This is a genomic window from Reyranella soli, assembly GCF_007992495.1.
GTDB classification, from domain to species: Bacteria; Pseudomonadota; Alphaproteobacteria; order Reyranellales; family Reyranellaceae; genus Reyranella; species Reyranella soli.
In genome coordinates, this window is the sequence record NZ_BKAJ01000126.1 from 26,190 (window position 1) to 43,032 (window position 16,843).

Annotated in this window: 14 protein-coding genes; 1 reads left to right on the forward strand and 13 read right to left on the reverse strand. The window is 67.8% G+C overall.

Going from position 1 to position 16,843, the window contains the following annotated elements; translation table 11 throughout:
- Positions 1 to 69: 69 nt before the first annotated feature.
- Positions 70 to 1,209 carry a mandelate racemase/muconate lactonizing enzyme family protein gene (locus RSO01_RS32275; RefSeq protein ID WP_147154676.1) on the reverse strand — a complete coding sequence of 380 codons (1,140 nt, stop codon included), beginning with the start codon at positions 1,207 to 1,209 and terminating at the stop codon, positions 70 to 72.
- Positions 1,210 to 1,344: 135 nt separating this feature from the next.
- Between RSO01_RS32275 and RSO01_RS32280 the strand changes: the two genes are divergently transcribed.
- Positions 1,345 to 2,082, forward strand: coding sequence for a class I SAM-dependent methyltransferase (locus tag RSO01_RS32280; RefSeq protein WP_147154677.1), 738 nt, complete (start codon positions 1,345 to 1,347; stop codon positions 2,080 to 2,082).
- A gap of 6 nt (positions 2,083 to 2,088) precedes the next feature.
- Here RSO01_RS32280 and RSO01_RS32285 read toward each other — a convergent pair whose 3' ends face one another.
- The 12 genes from RSO01_RS32285 to RSO01_RS32340 form a co-directional block, all read right to left on the reverse strand.
- Entirely contained in the window at positions 2,089 to 3,072 is a 984-nt protein-coding gene (locus tag RSO01_RS32285; RefSeq protein ID WP_246158970.1) for a DUF2332 domain-containing protein, read from the reverse strand.
- Between the two features lie 161 nt (positions 3,073 to 3,233).
- The gene (locus RSO01_RS32290; RefSeq protein ID WP_147154679.1) at positions 3,234 to 3,803 is read right to left on the reverse strand and encodes a nucleotidyltransferase family protein; all 570 of its coding nucleotides are present in this window, start codon (positions 3,801 to 3,803) and stop codon (positions 3,234 to 3,236) included.
- A complete protein-coding gene (locus RSO01_RS32295) occupies positions 3,796 to 5,841 on the reverse strand; it encodes a hydantoinase/oxoprolinase family protein (protein ID WP_147154680.1) in 2,046 nt (681 codons plus the stop codon). Before RSO01_RS32295 ends, RSO01_RS32290 begins: the two co-directional genes overlap by 8 nt.
- A 5-nt stretch (positions 5,842 to 5,846) precedes the next feature.
- Entirely contained in the window at positions 5,847 to 6,551 is a 705-nt protein-coding gene (locus tag RSO01_RS32300; RefSeq protein WP_218037523.1) for an ABC transporter ATP-binding protein, read from the reverse strand.
- Positions 6,548 to 7,294 (reverse strand): ABC transporter ATP-binding protein, encoded by a 747-nt coding sequence (locus RSO01_RS32305; RefSeq protein ID WP_147154682.1) that lies wholly within the window; start codon positions 7,292 to 7,294, stop codon positions 6,548 to 6,550. Before RSO01_RS32305 ends, RSO01_RS32300 begins: the two co-directional genes overlap by 4 nt.
- Positions 7,291 to 9,180, reverse strand: a complete 1,890-nt coding sequence (locus RSO01_RS32310) for an ABC transporter permease (protein ID WP_147154683.1) — start codon at positions 9,178 to 9,180, stop codon at positions 7,291 to 7,293. Before RSO01_RS32310 ends, RSO01_RS32305 begins: the two co-directional genes overlap by 4 nt.
- Positions 9,181 to 9,295: 115 nt before the next feature.
- Positions 9,296 to 10,501 (reverse strand): ABC transporter substrate-binding protein, encoded by a 1,206-nt coding sequence (locus tag RSO01_RS32315; protein ID WP_147154684.1) that lies wholly within the window; start codon positions 10,499 to 10,501, stop codon positions 9,296 to 9,298.
- 71 nt (positions 10,502 to 10,572) lie between these two features.
- Positions 10,573 to 10,950, reverse strand: a complete 378-nt coding sequence (locus RSO01_RS32320; protein WP_147154685.1) for a DUF6841 family protein — start codon at positions 10,948 to 10,950, stop codon at positions 10,573 to 10,575.
- Entirely contained in the window at positions 10,947 to 11,792 is an 846-nt protein-coding gene (locus tag RSO01_RS32325; RefSeq protein ID WP_147154686.1) for a UPF0280 family protein, read from the reverse strand. Before RSO01_RS32325 ends, RSO01_RS32320 begins: the two co-directional genes overlap by 4 nt.
- Positions 11,789 to 13,231 carry a 6-hydroxynicotinate reductase gene (locus RSO01_RS32330; protein WP_147154687.1) on the reverse strand — a complete coding sequence of 481 codons (1,443 nt, stop codon included), beginning with the start codon at positions 13,229 to 13,231 and terminating at the stop codon, positions 11,789 to 11,791. Before RSO01_RS32330 ends, RSO01_RS32325 begins: the two co-directional genes overlap by 4 nt.
- On the reverse strand, positions 13,228 to 15,963 hold the full coding sequence (locus RSO01_RS32335) for a molybdopterin-dependent oxidoreductase (protein WP_147154688.1): 2,736 nt from the start codon (positions 15,961 to 15,963) through the stop codon (positions 13,228 to 13,230). Before RSO01_RS32335 ends, RSO01_RS32330 begins: the two co-directional genes overlap by 4 nt.
- Positions 15,960 to 16,784: an FAD binding domain-containing protein gene (locus RSO01_RS32340; RefSeq protein ID WP_147154689.1), complete on the reverse strand. Its 825-nt coding sequence runs from the start codon at positions 16,782 to 16,784 to the stop codon at positions 15,960 to 15,962. Before RSO01_RS32340 ends, RSO01_RS32335 begins: the two co-directional genes overlap by 4 nt.
- Between the last annotated feature and the right edge of the window lie 59 nt (positions 16,785 to 16,843).

Consider the following 16,843-nt stretch of genomic DNA (forward strand, 5'->3'; position numbering starts at 1 on the left):
GAAGGCTAAAAAGAGGTCCCTCCACTCCGCCTCGCTGCGCTCGGCTCCGGTCGGGATGACGGATGTGGGCTAAGCCACCTTGTACTTCTTAAGCACGTCCCGATCGATCTCGATACCCAAGCCCGGCCCCGTCGGCACCTTCACGATCCCCTTCTTCTGCTCGACCGGCTCCTGCGCCAGGTGATCGCGCAGCGGGTTCGGCGTCTGCTCGAACTCCAGCATGGGCGGCATCGGACGGAAGGCCGGCGGCTGGTCGGGCAGAGCCGCCAAAAACTGCACCGTGGCGGCGAGCCCGATTGCCGAGCCCCAGGCGTGCGGCACGCATTCGACGCCGAAGGCGCTGGCCAGCGTCGCGATCTTGCGGCACTCCGAGAAGCCGCCGGCGGCGCAGAGGTCGGGCTGCACGATGTCCATCGCCTTCTTGGCGATGACGTCGCGGAAGCCCCAGCGCGTGAAATCGTTCTCGCCACCCGCTACCGCCATGTCGAGCGCCCGCGTCACCTCGACATAGCCGTCATGGTCCTCCGGGCTGATCGGCTCCTCGAACCACAGGAGGTCGTGCTCCTCCAGCATGCGGCCGAGCTTGATGGCGTTGGGCACCGTGAAGCAGTGGTTGGCGTCGACCGCGAGCTTGAGGTCGGGCCCAATCGCCTGGCGCACCGCGGCGACGCGCTTGGCGTCGAGCTTCAGGTCGCCCAGACCGATCTTCATCTTGATGGCACGGAAGCCGTCGTTCTTGAACTCCAGCGCCTCCTCGACGGCTTCCTCGATCAGCCGATCCATGTCGATGAAGTAAAGGCCGGTGGCGTAGGGAATGACCTCGCCGCGATAGGCGCCGCCGATCAGCTTGTGCACCGGTTTGCCGACGGCGCGACCCATGATGTCCCACAGCGCGATGTCGATGCCCGAGATGGCCGAGATCGCCATGCCGGTCGTGCCGTAATCCTTGATGCGATTGTAGAGATCCTCCCAGATCGCCTCGACGTCGAACGGATCGCGGCCGACCACACGCGCCTTGTACTGGGTCTCGATGAAGGTCTTGGCCACGGCCGACGGCCCGTAGCACTCGCCCCAGCCGGTGATGCCCTCGTCGGTCGAGATCTCGACCACGCAGGACGAACGCGTGCCGTAGACCCAGCCGCGCGCGGACACGAACGGCTTGTCGACCTTGCATTGCAGGATGTGGCAGGCGACGTCGGTGATCTTCATTGGCTCCTCCCGGGCGGCGCCTCCCGCAAACCTGAAGGGCCTTCTCGCGTGCGCGCCACACTACTTTGCCCTGAGAGTTGCCAGAACGTAAATTTTGTACTGAGTTGGACGCCATGCTCTCGCCTGCCGCCCATCATGCCCAAGTACGATGACATTGCGGCCGACTATGCCGCCTCCAAGCAGCTTCCCTATCGTATTGCGGTAGAGGCGCCGACTTTGTTCGCCCTCGCCGGCGATGTTCGCGGCAAGACCATCCTGGACCTCCCCTGCGGCGACGGAACCTACGCACGCGCTTTTGCCAGGCGCGGGGCTGCCTCGGTGTTGGGCGTGGACCTCTCCAGCGGCATGGTCGAGCGCGCCCGGATGAGCGAACGCGAGGCCCCTCTCGGAATTCGCTACCAGGTTGGCCACGCCGCAAGCCTCGGCACGCTTGGGGCCTTTGATCTGGTCGTCGCCTGCTATCTGTTCAACTACGCCCGTACTGCCGCCGAACTGCTGGCGTTCGCGCGCACAGCCGCGGCGAACCTGAAGCCAGGTGGACGACTTGTCGGCATCAACGACAACCCATTGACGGCTTTCGGCGGACTCCAGTCCTACGCGGACTACGGATTCTCACGTGACGTGAAGACGCCCGTCCGAGAGGGTTCTCGCATCCGTTATTCCTTCCTCAAGTCGGACGGCACGACCTTCGGATTCGACAATTTCTGGCTGTCTCCGGACACCTATCGCGCTGCGTTTGCCGAGGCGGGTTTCGTGGCCTTCGACTTTGTCGAGTGCCAAGCCAAGCTGGACGACGGCCGGGAGCCCGGCTTCTGGCAGCCTTTTCTTTCAGACTGTCCGCTCACTGGCCTCAGTGCCAAACGGCCGGGCTAGACTAGGCTAGTTGTCGGCAAACCACTCCAGCGACTGTCCATGCGGACCGGTCCAGGCTTTTGGCTCGCCGTCGACCGACAAGAGAAACCGCCAATGCGGCGCCGGCTGAGATGCCCGTGCGGCAATGTCGGGGAAGACCCGCGGCGCCTCATTGCTGATCCAGACCGCGCGCGATCCACGCACGGTATCGACGAAATGCTGGCGTGCCTCGGGAGGGGTCACATAGGCCAACACCGCGGTATGGAAGACGACGAGCGTCGCCTCAGCCGGTGCTTCGGCCATCAAGGGTTCGAGGTCGCGCAGGAGATCGCCACGCACGACACGCGGCGGATCGCGTCGCGCGACGGCAAGCGCCGCACGGAGATTGGCGCGGCGATCATCCTGCTCCGGCCAGATCAACGCGTTCAGCCAGGCCATGTCCTCATCGGACATGACGTCCAGCGGATTGAGATCGAGACCGGCGCGCCAGACGATGCGCGGCGGCGCGGCCGGCAGCGGTGCCGGACCTGTCACGGCACAGCGGAAGACGGGCGCGTCGGGACTGGTCGGCGCCATACGGACGTGTCCCCAATCGTAGCCATAGAGATCGGGCAACAGGCAGAGGCCGGCCGAGGCGCCCACCTCGATGAGAGCAAGCGGCTGCGGCAGCGCCGCCAGCAGCGGCATCAGGACGGCGCAGCGCGCCGGCTCGTTGGTCTGGGTCGTGCGCCGGAGCATCGTGGCGCGAAGCTCGTCGGCACGGTTTGCCACCATGTCGGTCAGCGACGCGATATCGGGCGGCCGTCCGACGATCAGGGTCGCTGCGCCCAACAACAGATTCGGCTGATGTCGCGGCGCCGGCAGGTCGCCCAGGAATCGAAGGATGGCCGCCGACTCAGCGATCTCCCGCGTCAGCCGCTCGTAGTGCGGCGACACTCCCTGGGCTTCGTCGGCCGCGAACCTGCGATAACGATCCGCGAGACGGACCAGCGAATTCTCTATTCCGGACAATGACACATCATGCGGAAGACGTTGTATTCCCGCACCCACACTTCCCGTATGTGGGCGGTCGACTCGATGGTATGCGGAATGAGCATGCTGCCCTCCCTTCGGCATCAGTCCGTGAGCGTGAGCACGTTAAGCGCAAGGCAACCGTCGGACAATCGCGACGCTCACCACGCGACGATACGCAGGCCTGGCCACCGTGCCTGCCACCTTTTCACCTTGGCATCGTAGATTGCCTGCGTGATCTGCTTCTTGTTGGGTCGCACGATCAGGCCCAGCAGGTCCGACAGGCCAAAAGGCGCGTAGACATGAAGTCTGTCCGGACGCGGCTGAACGCCGATCGCCGTGGCCGTGGTCGGAAAGGTCGCTATGGCGTCCTCGGTCGAGACATAGGGCGCCAGCGTATTGCCGAATTTCTCCGCATACCAAATGTGCACGCGCGCCTCGTTCTTGACGTCGATCCACAGGCCGAGATCGGCGAACAGCGCGCGAATCCTCTCGGCATGGCCTGCTTCTGTCTCTTGCGAGAGATCGGCGCCATCGAAGTAGACGAGATCGATGTCGGAGATGCCGTGCGTGGCCGGCAGTCCGAACACATCGTTCCACACGGTCTGGGCGAGACAGCCAGCAACCAGCCAGCAGTCCGGCAGGCCGATCTGCGGCCAACGATCGACGACCGTCGCGACAATCGGGCTGCGCGCCAGGATCGACCGCAGCAGGTCCTCTTCCCTAGCCACGGACCGAGATCAGCAGATTGCCGAGCTTGTCCAGGGTCACGCGATCGCCCGGCTCGACGACGGTCGTGCAATCGAGCTGCTCCAGGATCGCCGGCCCATCGAACGTGGCGTCGATTGGCAGCTTGTCCCGGCTATAGACCGGCGTCTGATGCCAGCCGTCGCTGAACCACACGCGCCGTTCGCCGGCCTGGGCCGCCTTCAGCGTCGGCGCGCGCTCGGTGGTAGCCAGCACGCCGAGCGAGATTTCCGGCCGCACGCCGATCACGGCGGTGTGCAGGTTGACCAGGACCGGCGGGATTCCCGGCAACTCGATGCCGAAGCGGCGGAAGTAGGCGGCAGCGAAGGCCTTGTGCAGGCCCTCGACGCCGATGCTCTCGTTCTCGACGCCGACCGACAGGATATGGCTCTGACCCTGGAACTGCATATCGGCGCTCAGCACCCGGCGCAGCTCGCGCACGGGCACGCCCTCCTTGACGATGGTCCTGCGGCCCTCGGTCGCCTGCTCGGCGTAGATGGCCGTGATCGTCGCATCATCGATCGCCGACAGGGGCTTGTTGACGGTGCGCACATAGTCGTGGCGAAGGTCGGCCACGACGCAGCCCAGCGCATTGGTGATGCCGGGCCGCGCCGGCACCAGCACGGTCGGGATGCCGAGCTCGCGCGCCAGCGCGGTGGCGTGCAACGGGCCCGCGCCGCCGAAGGCGAACAGGGCGAAGTCGCGCGGATCGTGGCCGCGCGACAGCGAGACCAGCCGGACGGCGCCGGCCATGCGGTCGTTGGCGACGCGCAGGACGGCCGCGGCGGCCGCCTCGGCATCGAGGCCGAGCCGCTTGCCGACCTTCTCTTCGATAAGTCCGCGCACATGGTCGAGGGTCACCGGATGGTCGACGCCCAGCAGCCGGTCGGGATTGAGCCGGCCCAGCGCCAGGTTGGCGTCGGTGATGGTAGGTTCGGTCCCGCCGCGGCCGTAGCAGATCGGACCGGGCCGGGCGCCGGCGCTCTCGGGGCCGACGCGCAGCATGCCCGCAGCATCGACCGAGGCGATCGAGCCGCCGCCTGCGCCGATCGTGTGCACGTCGACCATCGGCACGTGGATCGGCATGGCATATTCCAGCTCGAGCTCGCCGGAGACGGTCGGCACGGCGTTCTCGATCAGGCCGACATCGGTCGAGGTGCCGCCCATGTCGTAGGTGATGAGGTTGGGATGGCCCGAGGCGCGGCCGGTATAGGCTGCCGCCATCACGCCCGAGGCCGGGCCCGACATCACGGTGTTGACGGCCGACAGGGCGATGAACTGCGACGAGGCCGTGCCGCCATTGCCCTGCATCACCAGGATGTCGCGGTCGAAGCTCTTGCCCAAAAGCTCCAGCCTGAGGCGCGAGAGATAGCGGTCGAGCACGGGCTGCACCGAAGCGTTGACCGCCGCCGTCACGCCGCGCTCGTATTCGCGGTATTCTGACAGGATGGCGTGGCCCGCCGTGATGTAGCCGTTGGGCCACAGCGAATGCACGATCTCGGCGGCGCGCTTCTCGTGCGCCGGGTTGATGTAGCTGTGCAGGAAATGGATCACGACAGCCTCGCAGCCGAGCGCGATCAATTTCTTCGCTGCTTCGCCGACCGCCGCTTCATCGAGCGGGGTCAGCACCTTGCCGTCGGCGTCCATGCGCTCGGGCACCTCCAGGCGGAGCTCGCGGTCGATCAGGGGATTGAAGGTGCCGCGCAGGCCATAGGGCTGCGGCCGTGTGCGGCGGCCGAGCTCCAGCACGTCGCGGAAGCCCTTGGTGGTGATCAGGCCGACCTTGGCGATCTTGCGCTCCAGCAGCGCGTTGGTGGTCGTGGTCGTGCCGTGCACCAGGGCCTGAACCGTGGCGGGATCGGCATCGGCCGCGGCCAGCGCCGCCATGAAGCCGACGGCCTGGTTGTCGACGGTGGTCGGCACCTTGGCGAGCTTGACGGTGTTGGAACGCGGGTCGACCGCCAGAAGGTCGGTGAAGGTGCCACCGACATCGATGCCGACCGTGAGGTAACGCGGAGCCATGTTTTCTAGACCGAAAGATACTGTTCACGAAGGGAAGCGTCGGCCGTCAGCTCGGCCATCGAGCCGCCGAAGCGGATCTGGCCCTTCTCGATGATATAGGCGCGGTCGGCCACCGCCTGGGAGAAATGCAGGTTCTGCTCGGACAGGAGCACGCAGAGCCCCTCGCCTTTCAGCGCGTGGATGGAGCGGGCCATCTGCTCGACGATGATGGGCGCCAGTCCTTCCGACGGCTCGTCCAAGAGCACGCAGCGCGGATTGCCCATCAGGGTGCGGGCGATGGTCAGCATCTGCTGTTCGCCGCCGGACATGCGCCCGCCCGGCCGCTCGCGCATGTTGGCGAGGTTGGGGAAAAGCGCGAACAGCTTGTCCTCGGTCCACGCCGGCGCGCCCTGCCGCGGCGGCTGCTGGCCGACGGTGAGGTTCTCCATGACGCTGAGCTCGGTGAAGATGCGGCGATCCTCGGGCACGTAGCCCAGGCCCAGCCGGGCGATGCGATAGGGCTGCAGGCGCTCGATGCGCTTGCCGTCGAACGTGACCTCGCCTTTGGCCGCCGACACCAGGCCCATGACGGTCTTCATCACCGTCGACTTGCCGGCGCCATTGCGGCCCAGCAGGGCCACGACCTCGCCGGCCGACGCTTCCAGCGACACGCCGTGCAGGATATGGGCGCGGCCGTAGTAGGCGTGCAGATCCTTCACAGAGAGCATCAGTGGCTGCTCCCGAGATAGACCGCCTGCACGTTGGGATTGGCGCGCACCTCCTGCGGTGTGCCGCCGGCGATGAGTTGGCCGCGGTCGAGCACGATGATGCGGTCGGCCTGGCTGAACACGACGTCCATGTCGTGCTCGGTGAACAGCACGGCGACTTTTTGGGCCCGCGCGAGGCGCGCGGCCAACTCCATCAGGGCGACGCGCTCCTTGGGTGCCATGCCGGCGGTCGGCTCGTCCATCAGCAGCAGGCGCGGCTGGTTGGCGAGAGCCATCGCCAGCTCGACACGCTTGAGATCGCCATAGGCCAGCACGCCGCAGGGACGCTCGGCCTGGTCGAGCATGCCGACCTGGCCCAGCAGCGCGTCCGCCTCGGCCGTGAAGGCGCGGCCGAAGCGGCCGAGCAGCGAGCGCAAGCGGCCGGCGTGCGAATAGAGCGCCATCTGCACGTTCTCTCGCACCGACAGCGAGGCGAAGGTCGCCGTGATCTGGAAGGTGCGGCCGACGCCGAGCCGCCAGATCTGGCGCGGCTTCAGGCCGACGATGTCGCGGCCTTCGAACCGCACGATGCCGTCATCGGGCGCGAGCTGGCCGTTCAGCATGTTGAAGCAGGTGCTCTTGCCCGCGCCGTTGGGGCCGATCAGAGCCAAAAGCTCGCCGGCGTCGACGGCGAAGGAGACGTCGGCCACTGCCTGGACGCCACCGAAGGACTTGTGCAGGCCCTCGACCTGAAGGACGGCACTCATACCGTCTTTTCCCATGATCTGGCCTCACGCCAGCGCTGCGTCAGCGCTTTCAGGCCGCCGACCAGGCCCTGCGGGAAGAGCAGCACGATCGCCAGGATCACCAGGCCCATGACGGCGCGCCAGAACTCGGTACGGCGGGCGACCTCGTCGCGCAGCCAGGTGAAGATGGCCGCCCCTGCCAATGGCCCGGTCAGGGTCTCGACGCCGCCCAGCAGGACCATGATCAACCCATCGGTCGACTGGGCGATGGAGATGGTCGACGGCGAGATGCTGCCCTTGGAGAAGGCGTAGACGGCGCCCGCCAGCCCCGCCAAGGCGCCGACCAGCACGAAGGCCATCCATTGATAGGCGCGCAGGTCGATGCCGATCGCCTCGGCACGCAGGGCCGAATCTCGGCCGGCGCGCAGCGCGTAGCCGAAGGGCGAGAACAGCACGCGCCACAGGAGCGCGATGCCGGCGCCGCAGAAGGCGAGCGCGAGGTAGTAGTAGGTCGTCTTGCCGGCGAGCCAGGCCGACGGCCAGACGCCGAACACGCCGTTGCTGCCGCCGGTGAAGGAATCCCACTGGAAGACGATCGACCAGCTGATCTGGGCGAAGGCCAAGGTCAGCATGGCAAGGTAGACGCCCGACAGCCGCACACAGAACCAGCCGTAGACGACGGCGAAGGCGCCGGCGACCAATGGCGCCAGCACCAGCGCCATCTCCATGGGCAGCCCGGCACGTTTCAGCAGCAGGCCGGCGGCATAGGCGCCAAGGCCGAAATAGGCGGCATGGCCGAACGACACCATGCCGGCCGGGCCCATGATGAAGTGCAGGCTTACCGCGAACAGGGCGAAGCAGAAGATGTCGGTCAGCAGGATGGTGACGTAGCGGTCGGTGGCGATGGGCACGACGAGCAGCAGCGCCAAGCCGATCAGCACGAAGGTCCAGGACGGCACGGTGAGCGGTGGCGCAGGATCGGCCGCGATGCGCTGCGCGGCCTGCGGCTTGCCCAAGAGGCCGAAGGGACGCACGACCAGAACGATCGCCATGATCAGGAACTCGACCACCAGGGTGAGCTTGGAGAAGACGATCTCGGCACCGAACCAGTTGACCGTGCCGATGCCGATGCAGAAGGCTTTCGCGACGCCGATCAGCACGGCGGCCAGGAAGGCGCCGCCGATGCTGCCCAGGCCACCGACCACGGTGACGACGAAGGCATCGGCGATGACGGAAAGGTCGAGCTCGAGGTTGGCGGGCTCGCGCGGGATCTGCAGCGCGCCGCCCAGGCCCGCCAGCACGGCGCCGACGAAGAAGACCGAGGTGAAGAGCTTGGCCTGATCGACGCCGAGCGCGCCCACCATCTCGCGGTCCTGCGTGGCGGCGCGCACCAGGGCGCCCCAGCGCGTGCGCGTCAGCAGCAGCCACATGGCGAGCAGCACCATGGGGCCGATGGCGATCAGCAGCAGGTCGTAGGTCGGGATGCGCCGGCCCAGGATCTCGACGGTGGAGAGGCCGGGCGCGCGCGGGCCGACCAGGTCCTCGGCGCCCCAGACGAAGAGGGCGATGTCCTTGATCACCAGGACGACGGCGAAGGTGGCGAGGAGCTGGAAGAGTTCAGGCGCCTTGTAGATGCGGCGCAGGATCAGCACCTCGATCAGCACGCCGACCAGGCCCACGGCCAGCGCCGCCAGCACGACCGAGGTCCAGAAGCCCATGGGCGTGCGGCCGAGCGCCTGGATCAGGCTGTAGGCGCCGTAGAGGCCCAGCATGTAGAGCGAGCCGTGCGCAAAATTCACGATCCGCGTCACGCCGAAGATCAGCGACAGGCCGGCCGACACCAGGAACAGCGACGCCGCAGCCGCCAGCCCGTTCAGGAGCTGGATGATGATGGAGGCGAAGGTCACTTATCCGTCGTCTCGACCGGGGGCGAAGCCCGGAGCGGAGAGACCTTGCCTGCTTCGGGCAAGATCCCTCGACTTCGCTGCGCTTCGCTCGGGATGACGACGACTTTCGTCGTCGTCACTTGGCCGGCCTCATCTCCTTGATCTCGGCATCCGATGGCAACACGTCCTTGCCGTCGACGAAGCGCCATTCCTTCATGTAGCCCTTGCCGTCCTTGACGCCGAGCTTGCCGACATAGGCGCCCATGGTCGACTGATGGTCGATCGGCCGGTACTCGACCATGCCGAACGGCGTCAGCACGGTGATGCCGCTCGCCGCCGCGATCAGCTTGTCCTGATCGAGCGAGCCCGCCTTCTTGATGATCGCCACCGCCGACATGATGGTGGCGTAGCCCACCACTGAGCCGAGCCGCGGATAGTCCTTGTACTTGGCCTGATAGGCATCGAGGAACTTGGTGTGCTCGGGAGTCTTCAGCTCGCTCCAGGGATAGCCCGTGACGTACCAGCCGTCCGGCGTCTCCTCCTTCAGCGGATCGAGATACTCGGGCTCGCCCGCCAGCAGGTTGAAGACTTCTACGCCCTTGAAGACGCCACGCTGCTGGCCCTCGCGCACGAACTTGGCGAGGTCGGGGCCGAACAGCGAGGAGAAGATCGCATCGGGCTTGGCGTCGGCCAGGGCCTGCACCACCGCGCCGGCGTCGATCTTGCCGAGCGGTGTGGCCTGCTCGGTGACGAACTCGACGCCCGGCTGCTTGGCCGACAACAGCTTCTTGAAGGCGGCCGTGGCCGACTGGCCGTACTCGTAGTTGGGATAGACGATCGCCCAGCGCTTCTTGTTGAGCTTGACGGCGTCGGGAATGAGCATCGCCGTCTGCATGTAGGTCGAGGTGCGCAGGCGGAAGGTGTAGGCGTTGCCCTGGTCCCACACGATCTTGTCGGTCAGCGGCTCGGCGGCGATGAACAGCACCTTGCGCTGCTTGGCGAAGTCGGCGACGGCCAAGCCGACGTTCGACGGGAAGGTACCGACCAGGAACGAGGCGCCTTCGCGGCTCAAAAGCTCCTCGGCCACGCGCACGGCGTCGCCGGGATTGCCGTTGTCGTCGCGGCTCACCACCTCGATCTTGCGGCCGAGCACGCCGCCCGCGGCATTGACCTCCTCGACCGCCAGCTCAAAACCCTTCTTGTAGGGTTCGAGGAAGGCCGGGAAGACCTTGTAGCTGTTGAGCTCGCCGATCTTGATCGGCGCCTGGGCGCCGGCTGGCGCCACGACCGACAGCGCGACGAGTGCCGCGGCTCCGGCCAGAAAAGTGTTACGGGTCAGCATGTATCCCCTCCGTGAAGCAGACCTTTTCCCTGACCGAGCCTAGCGAGCCCGGCCTACGCATCACAAGCCGCTCAGTTCGCGAAAGAAGAGCGCGCCTGTATCCCCCAATGCCCATCCTGACGCGTGACGATGTAGATCGTCTCGAAGCGGCCGATCAGCGAACCGTCCGCCTTCCAGCGGCTGAACGCGACTTTCAGATGCACCTTGTCCGGCCCGACATGGATCGGCGTGCGCTCGTCCCACTGGCTGCGCGCCCAGCCCTCGCCCGCTCGCGCGATGAAATCCGCGAGCTTGTAGTCGCCGTGATTGTTCCAGACCACGACCTTGCCGCCAGCCAACCGCACATGCGGGAAGTTGCAGGCCGCATTGGTCGCCGCTTCGTCGCGGCGATTGAGGCCGTCCATGTAGGCGTCGAGCACCGCCATCGCTTCCTTCAGGGGATCGCTCATCCTGCCCTCACCCGAGCAAGCGCCGTGCCGCCCGTTTCCAGTCGCCATTGGCCGCCAAGCGAGATCGCCGCGCCTTCGATCAGGCCGCAGAGCCGCAGGCGGCGTGCTTCGGCCGCGCCGCTGTCCAGGGCTTGGGCGATAGCGACATCCGGCAGCGGTCCGACCGCGACAGTCACCAGCAGGTCGCCAAGGTCGCTATCGGGATCGAGCTCGCGCGCGGGTCGACGTTCGATCGCTGGATGGTCCAGGTTCACTGCATTGGCAATCAGCGTTGCCGCGGCATCAGCAGCGGCGGCGGATGTCGCGAGCACGGTCGCCGAATCGGCGATGCCCAGGGAGAACGAGCGCCCGCCGCGGCCTGAAGTGGCGATGCCGCGTACCGGCTGGTCGTGGGTGAGGCGTGCAACGCCGTCGAGCGCAGTGGCGAAGATGCCGGCGCGCAGCTCGTGGCCCGGCGTCAGGTGGATGGCGATGTCGCCGCCGTCGTTGACGTAGGCCTTGTCGAGCGTGCGGCCCTTTACCAGCGCCTGCAGTATCTCGTCGGCGACGGCGCCAGCCACCGCGGCCATCGGTGTGATGTAGACCGCGCGATGCGGCCACACGGCCTCGGCCATGCGGCGCGCCACCGGCCCCTGCAGCAGCGGATAGGCATCGCCGACCGGGCGGCGTAGCGTTGGGAGCTCGCGCACCAAGGTCGGCAGGATGTCGCTGAAGCGATCGATCGCCTGAGCATAGGCGCGCTCGACTTCCGATACGGCGCCGAACGCTTCGATGATGAGATCGATCGGCCCGTGCTGCAGATGCAGGCGGCCGTCAGGGAAGCGGGCAGCAATGGCGCTCATTGCCCACCCTCGTCCAGCCGCACCTTGTGGGTGCGCAGCACGTCTTCGAGCGTGACAGCGCGCGAGGCGTAGCCGCCCAGCGCGGCGTAGTCGCTGGCGCGCAAGGTGAACTCGATAGGCGCCACCAGTGCCGGTGTCGGCACGTAGCCGAACGACTTCTCCGGCATCTTGGCAACGTCGACCATCAAGGTGATGCCGCCGCCTGGCCAGACATAGGCGGGCACGCCGCCCAAGGTCACCTTGGTCAGCGCATCGCGCACCGAGCGTGTGAGCCGCACGGGATTCTCGGTGACGCCGGCGCGCAGCGAGCCGCCGGCGCCGGCCATGAACATCACGGTGCACAGCGCGGGCTCGCAGTTCTCGGCGATGCGCTCCACGACATGGCGCACCGGCGCCGGCATATCGGCGGGCTTTGGCTTCAGGTCCTGGTCGAGCTCGAACCACGCCGAATGCTCGCCGGTGGTCGAGACCATCAGCAGCTTCAGGCCGGGCCAGGCCTGCTTGGGATCGATCTTCTCGATGATGTCCAGCGGATCGGAGACGTTGGTGCCACCCCAGCCCAGTCCGGGCTCGGCAACCTGGAAATAGCGGCCAGGAGTCGACTTGCGGCCGCGCACGCGGATGCCCGCGGGCTTCATGTCGAGGAAGCGGCCGCCCTGGTGCTCGCTCAGGACACCGGTGATGTGGTCGTCGACCACGATCACCTCGTCGACATGGCCCTGCCATTGCGGCGCGAACATGCCGATGGCGGCCGAGCCGCAGCCGACGCGCATGCGCTCCTCGCGCGTGCCGTTGACCACCGGCGGCCGGTCGGCCTGCACCACCACGGTCGAGCCATCGTCGATCGCAAGCTCGACGGCTTCTCTATTGCAGAGCGCCAGCAGCGCGTCGCAGGTGACGACGCCCTCTTTCTTGCTGCCACCGACCAGGTGATGCACGCCGCCCAGCGACAGCATCTGCGAGCCATACTCCGCCGTGGTGACGTGGCCCACCGCCTCGCCCTTGACGCGCACCGCGGCCTGCTCGGGACCAAGGTAGCGGTCGGTGTCGATCTTCACCTTGACGCCGCAGTAGCTGAAGATGCCCTCGGTCACGACCGTGACCATGTCGACGCCCTCGTGCTTCGAGGAGACGATGAACGGTGCGGGCTTGTAGTCGGGATAGGTCGTGGTGGCGCCGATGCCGGTGATGAAGGCGCCTTCCCCCTTGCCAAGCTCGCCGCGCCAGGAATCGCTGCCTTCGACGAAAGCGACGCGCGCGAGGTCGGGCTTGGCCAGCAGCACCAGGGGATCGACGCGCACCAGCTTGCCGTCCTCGTTGGCATAGCGGTCGCAGGCGCCGGCGCGGCCCGGCCGGATGCGGCACAGCACTGGACAGGCATCGCAGCGCACGATGCCGGCCTTGGCCTCGGCCTCGGTGAGCGTGATGTCGTCGCTCATGAGCCCCCTCCCTGCCTCCCCCGCTTCGCGGGAGAGGTGAGCGAATTGGCAACGATGGCCTCGCGCAGGCGATGCGGCAACAGCGGCACGCGCTTCGCCCGCACGCCGGTGGCGTGATGGACCGCGCCCAAAATGGCCGGCGCCGTCGGGACCAAGCCGGGCTCGCCGACGCCCTTGGCGCCCGACGGACCCAGCGGCTCGCGATCCTCGATCAGGATGCATTCGATCTCGGGCACGTCGCCGACCGTGGGAATGAGATAGTCGTGCAGGTTCTCGGTGCGGCCGGGGAGGTATTCCTCCATCAGCGCCAGGCCCAGGCCTTGGGCGATCCCGCCTTCGATCTGGCCCTCGACCAGGGTCGGGTTGATGGCCTTGCCGACATCATGGGCAGCAACCATGCGCAGCACCTTCACCGTGCCCAGCTCGATATCGACCTCGACGACGGCGATCTGCGCGGCGAAGGCGTAGGTCGCATAGGGGATGCCCTGGCCGTCGGCATCGAGCGGCATGGTCGGCGGATCGAAGGTGCCCTCGCCCATCAGGGTGCCGGCCGTCGCGAGATCGATCACGCGCACTTCGTCGCCATCGCGCACGGCAAGCTTCGGCCCGTCGAGCGAGAGCGTGGCGTCCGACCCGGCATTGGCCAGGCGCAGGATCTGCTGGCGCAGGTCGCGCCCGGCGCGTTCGGCGGCCTGGCCCGAGACGAAGGTCTGGCGCGAGGCCGAGGTCTTGCCGGCGTCGGCGGTGAGATCGGTGTCGCCCGACACCAGGGCGAACTGGGCGACTGGCAGGCCCAGCGCATCGGCCGCGATCTGGGTCATGATGGTGTTGGAGCCCTGGCCGATATCGACCGCGCCGCTGTAGAGCGTCAGCGTGCCGGCCGGCGACAGGCCGACCCGCATGCGCGACGGGTTCGACATAGAAGTGTTGCCGATGCCGTACCACATGCAGCCGACACCGACGCCGCGCCGCTTCGGACCACCGGGCGCGTTGAAGATTGCGATCTCGTCCTGCGCCTTGCGCCAATGCGGCCGCAGCGCGTCCAGGCACTGGGCCAGGCCGGCGGAATGGGCCAGCGTCTGGCCGGTCGCCGTGGTGTCGCCGACCCTGAGCGCATTGCGATGGCGGAACTCCAGGCGGTCGATGCCGAGCTTGTCGGCCAACTCGTCCATCATCGCCTCGTGGGCGATGGCGGCCTGCGGCACGCCGAAGCCGCGGAAGGCGCCGGACGGCGGCGCGTTGGTGAACCACGCGTCGCCCCAGGTGCGCACATTGGGCACGCGGTAGGGCCCCATGGCATGCACCGGCACGCGGTTGGCAACAGTCGGTCCCCACGAGGCATAGGCGCCGGTGTCGAAGCTCGCCGTCACCTCGCAGGCCAAAAGCCTGCCCTCGGCGTCGCAGCCGAACTTCGCGGCAACGCGCGCCGGATGGCGCTTGGTCGAGGCGGCCATGCTTTCCGGCCGCGTGTAGACCAGGGCGACCGGCCGCCGGAGCTTCCATGCTGCCAGCGCCACCAAGGGCTGGACGGAGAGATCGAGCTTGCCGCCGAAGCCGCCGCCGCAGGCCGTCGGCACGATGCGCACCGCCTCGGGCCGCAGCCGCATGACGATCGCCACCTCGTCGCGGTCCATGTAGGGCGTCTGGGTCGAGACATGGATCTCGATGCGATCGCCGACGCGCTCGGCCCACCCGGCCTCGGGCTCGATATAGGCGTGCTCGACGAAGGTGGTCTCGAACACGCCCTCGGCCACGGCGGCCGAGGTCGCGAAGGCTTCATCGGTCTTGCCACGCCGGACTCCGCCCTCGAGCAGGAGATTGCGCGGCTTGTCGGCCTGCACCAGGGGTGCATCGGGCGCGGTCGCGGCCTCGATGCCGACGACCGGCGGCTCCGGCATCCAGGTGATCGGCACCTCCTCGTCGCGGATCGCGAGCACGACCTCGCGCTCGCCGACCAGGGCGACGACGGCTTCGCCGCGATAGCGCACCTGGCCATCGGCCAGCACCGGCTGGTCCTTGATGTCGGGATAGATGCCGTAGCCGTTCGACGGCACATCGGCCGCCGTCAGCACCGCGGCGAGGCGCCGGCGCAATGGCCCAAGATCACCCAGGGTGAAACGCGCCCGCGCATGCGGCGAGCGCACGACCCGGATCCACAGGGCATCGGCGGGAACATCGTCGGCGCCGAACTTCTCGCGACCCGCGATCTTGGCGATGCCGTCGACCCGCGCCAGCCGCGCACCGACAGCACCACCGGCCGGTGGTGCAACCGGCAGGGATGCCGTTGCATCCATGACGGCGTCGACGATCTTGCCATAGCCGGTGCAGCGGCAGAGCACGCCGCCCAGCGCATCCTCGACGTCGCTGCGCGTCGGCCGCGCCGTCCTGCCCAAAAGCTCGTGGGCTGCCATCAGCATGCCGGGCGTGCAGATGCCGCACTGGGCAGCGCCATGGGCGAGGAACGACGTCTGCAAGGCGGCGAGCGTGCCGTTGCCATCGCCGAGGCCCTCGACGGTCTCGACCGTGCGGCCGGCAACCTGGCCCATCGCCACCAGGCAGGCGCAGACCTGTCTCTGGTCGAGCAGGACGGTGCAGGCGCCGCAGTCGCCGGCGTCGCAGCCGACCTTGGTGCCGGTATGTCCGAGGTCGAGGCGCAGCGCGGCGGCAAGTCGCGTGATCGGCGGCCCCTCCCAAGCGGCCGATCGGCCGTTCAGGGTGAAGTCGACCTTCATCGGGCGAAGCCCATCAGCAGGCGGCGCAGCAGGGTGACGACCACGTCCCGCCGATAGATGGCGCTGCCGCGTACGTCGTCGATCGGCGAGAGCGGCGCGAGCTGCGCGGCATCGACCCGGTCGGCCAGTCGGTCGCGCGGCGCGCCGATCAGCGCTGCCTCCAATGCCGGCAGCCGTTCGGCCACGGGCGAACAGGCACCGACGGCGACGCGGGCGGCGGCGACGCGGCCGTCGGCGAACTCCAGAGTCGCCGCCGCCATGGCGATGGAGATCACGAGATAGCGCCGTGCGCCCAGCTTGAGGAACGCGCTTTCGGCATCATGCCGGGGGCGCGGCACGTGCAGCGCCACCACCAGCTCGCCCGGCGCCAGCGCCGTGCGGCGCACGCCGGTGATGAACTGGCGGAGCGGCAGCCGCCGGGCCGTCGATCCTGCGATCTCGACCTCGGCATCGAGCGCCAGCAGGGCGGGCACGCCGTCGGCGGCCGGCGAGGCGTTGCAGATGTTGCCGGCCAAGGTGCCGGCGTTCTGGATCTGCCGGCCGCCGACCTCGCGGGCGGCCTGCTTCAGGCCGTCGAACACGGGCGGAAGATCGGCCTCTATGAGTTCGCTCCAGGTCGTGGTCGCGCCCAATCGCCAGCCTGCCGCATCGGCGGTGATACCGCGCAAAACGTCGATGCCGCCGATATCGACCACGTCCTCGTCGATCGCCCGGCCGACCCGCGCCGGATAGAAGTCGGTGCCGCCGGCCAGCACCGTGTGCCGCCGAGCCAGCACGCTCAGCGCCTCTTCAAGGCTGTATGGACGAAGGTAGACACCCATATCGTTCGTGTACGTACGATGACGGTGAGGTCAGTGAGAGTCAAACGAGAGCGCGGGCC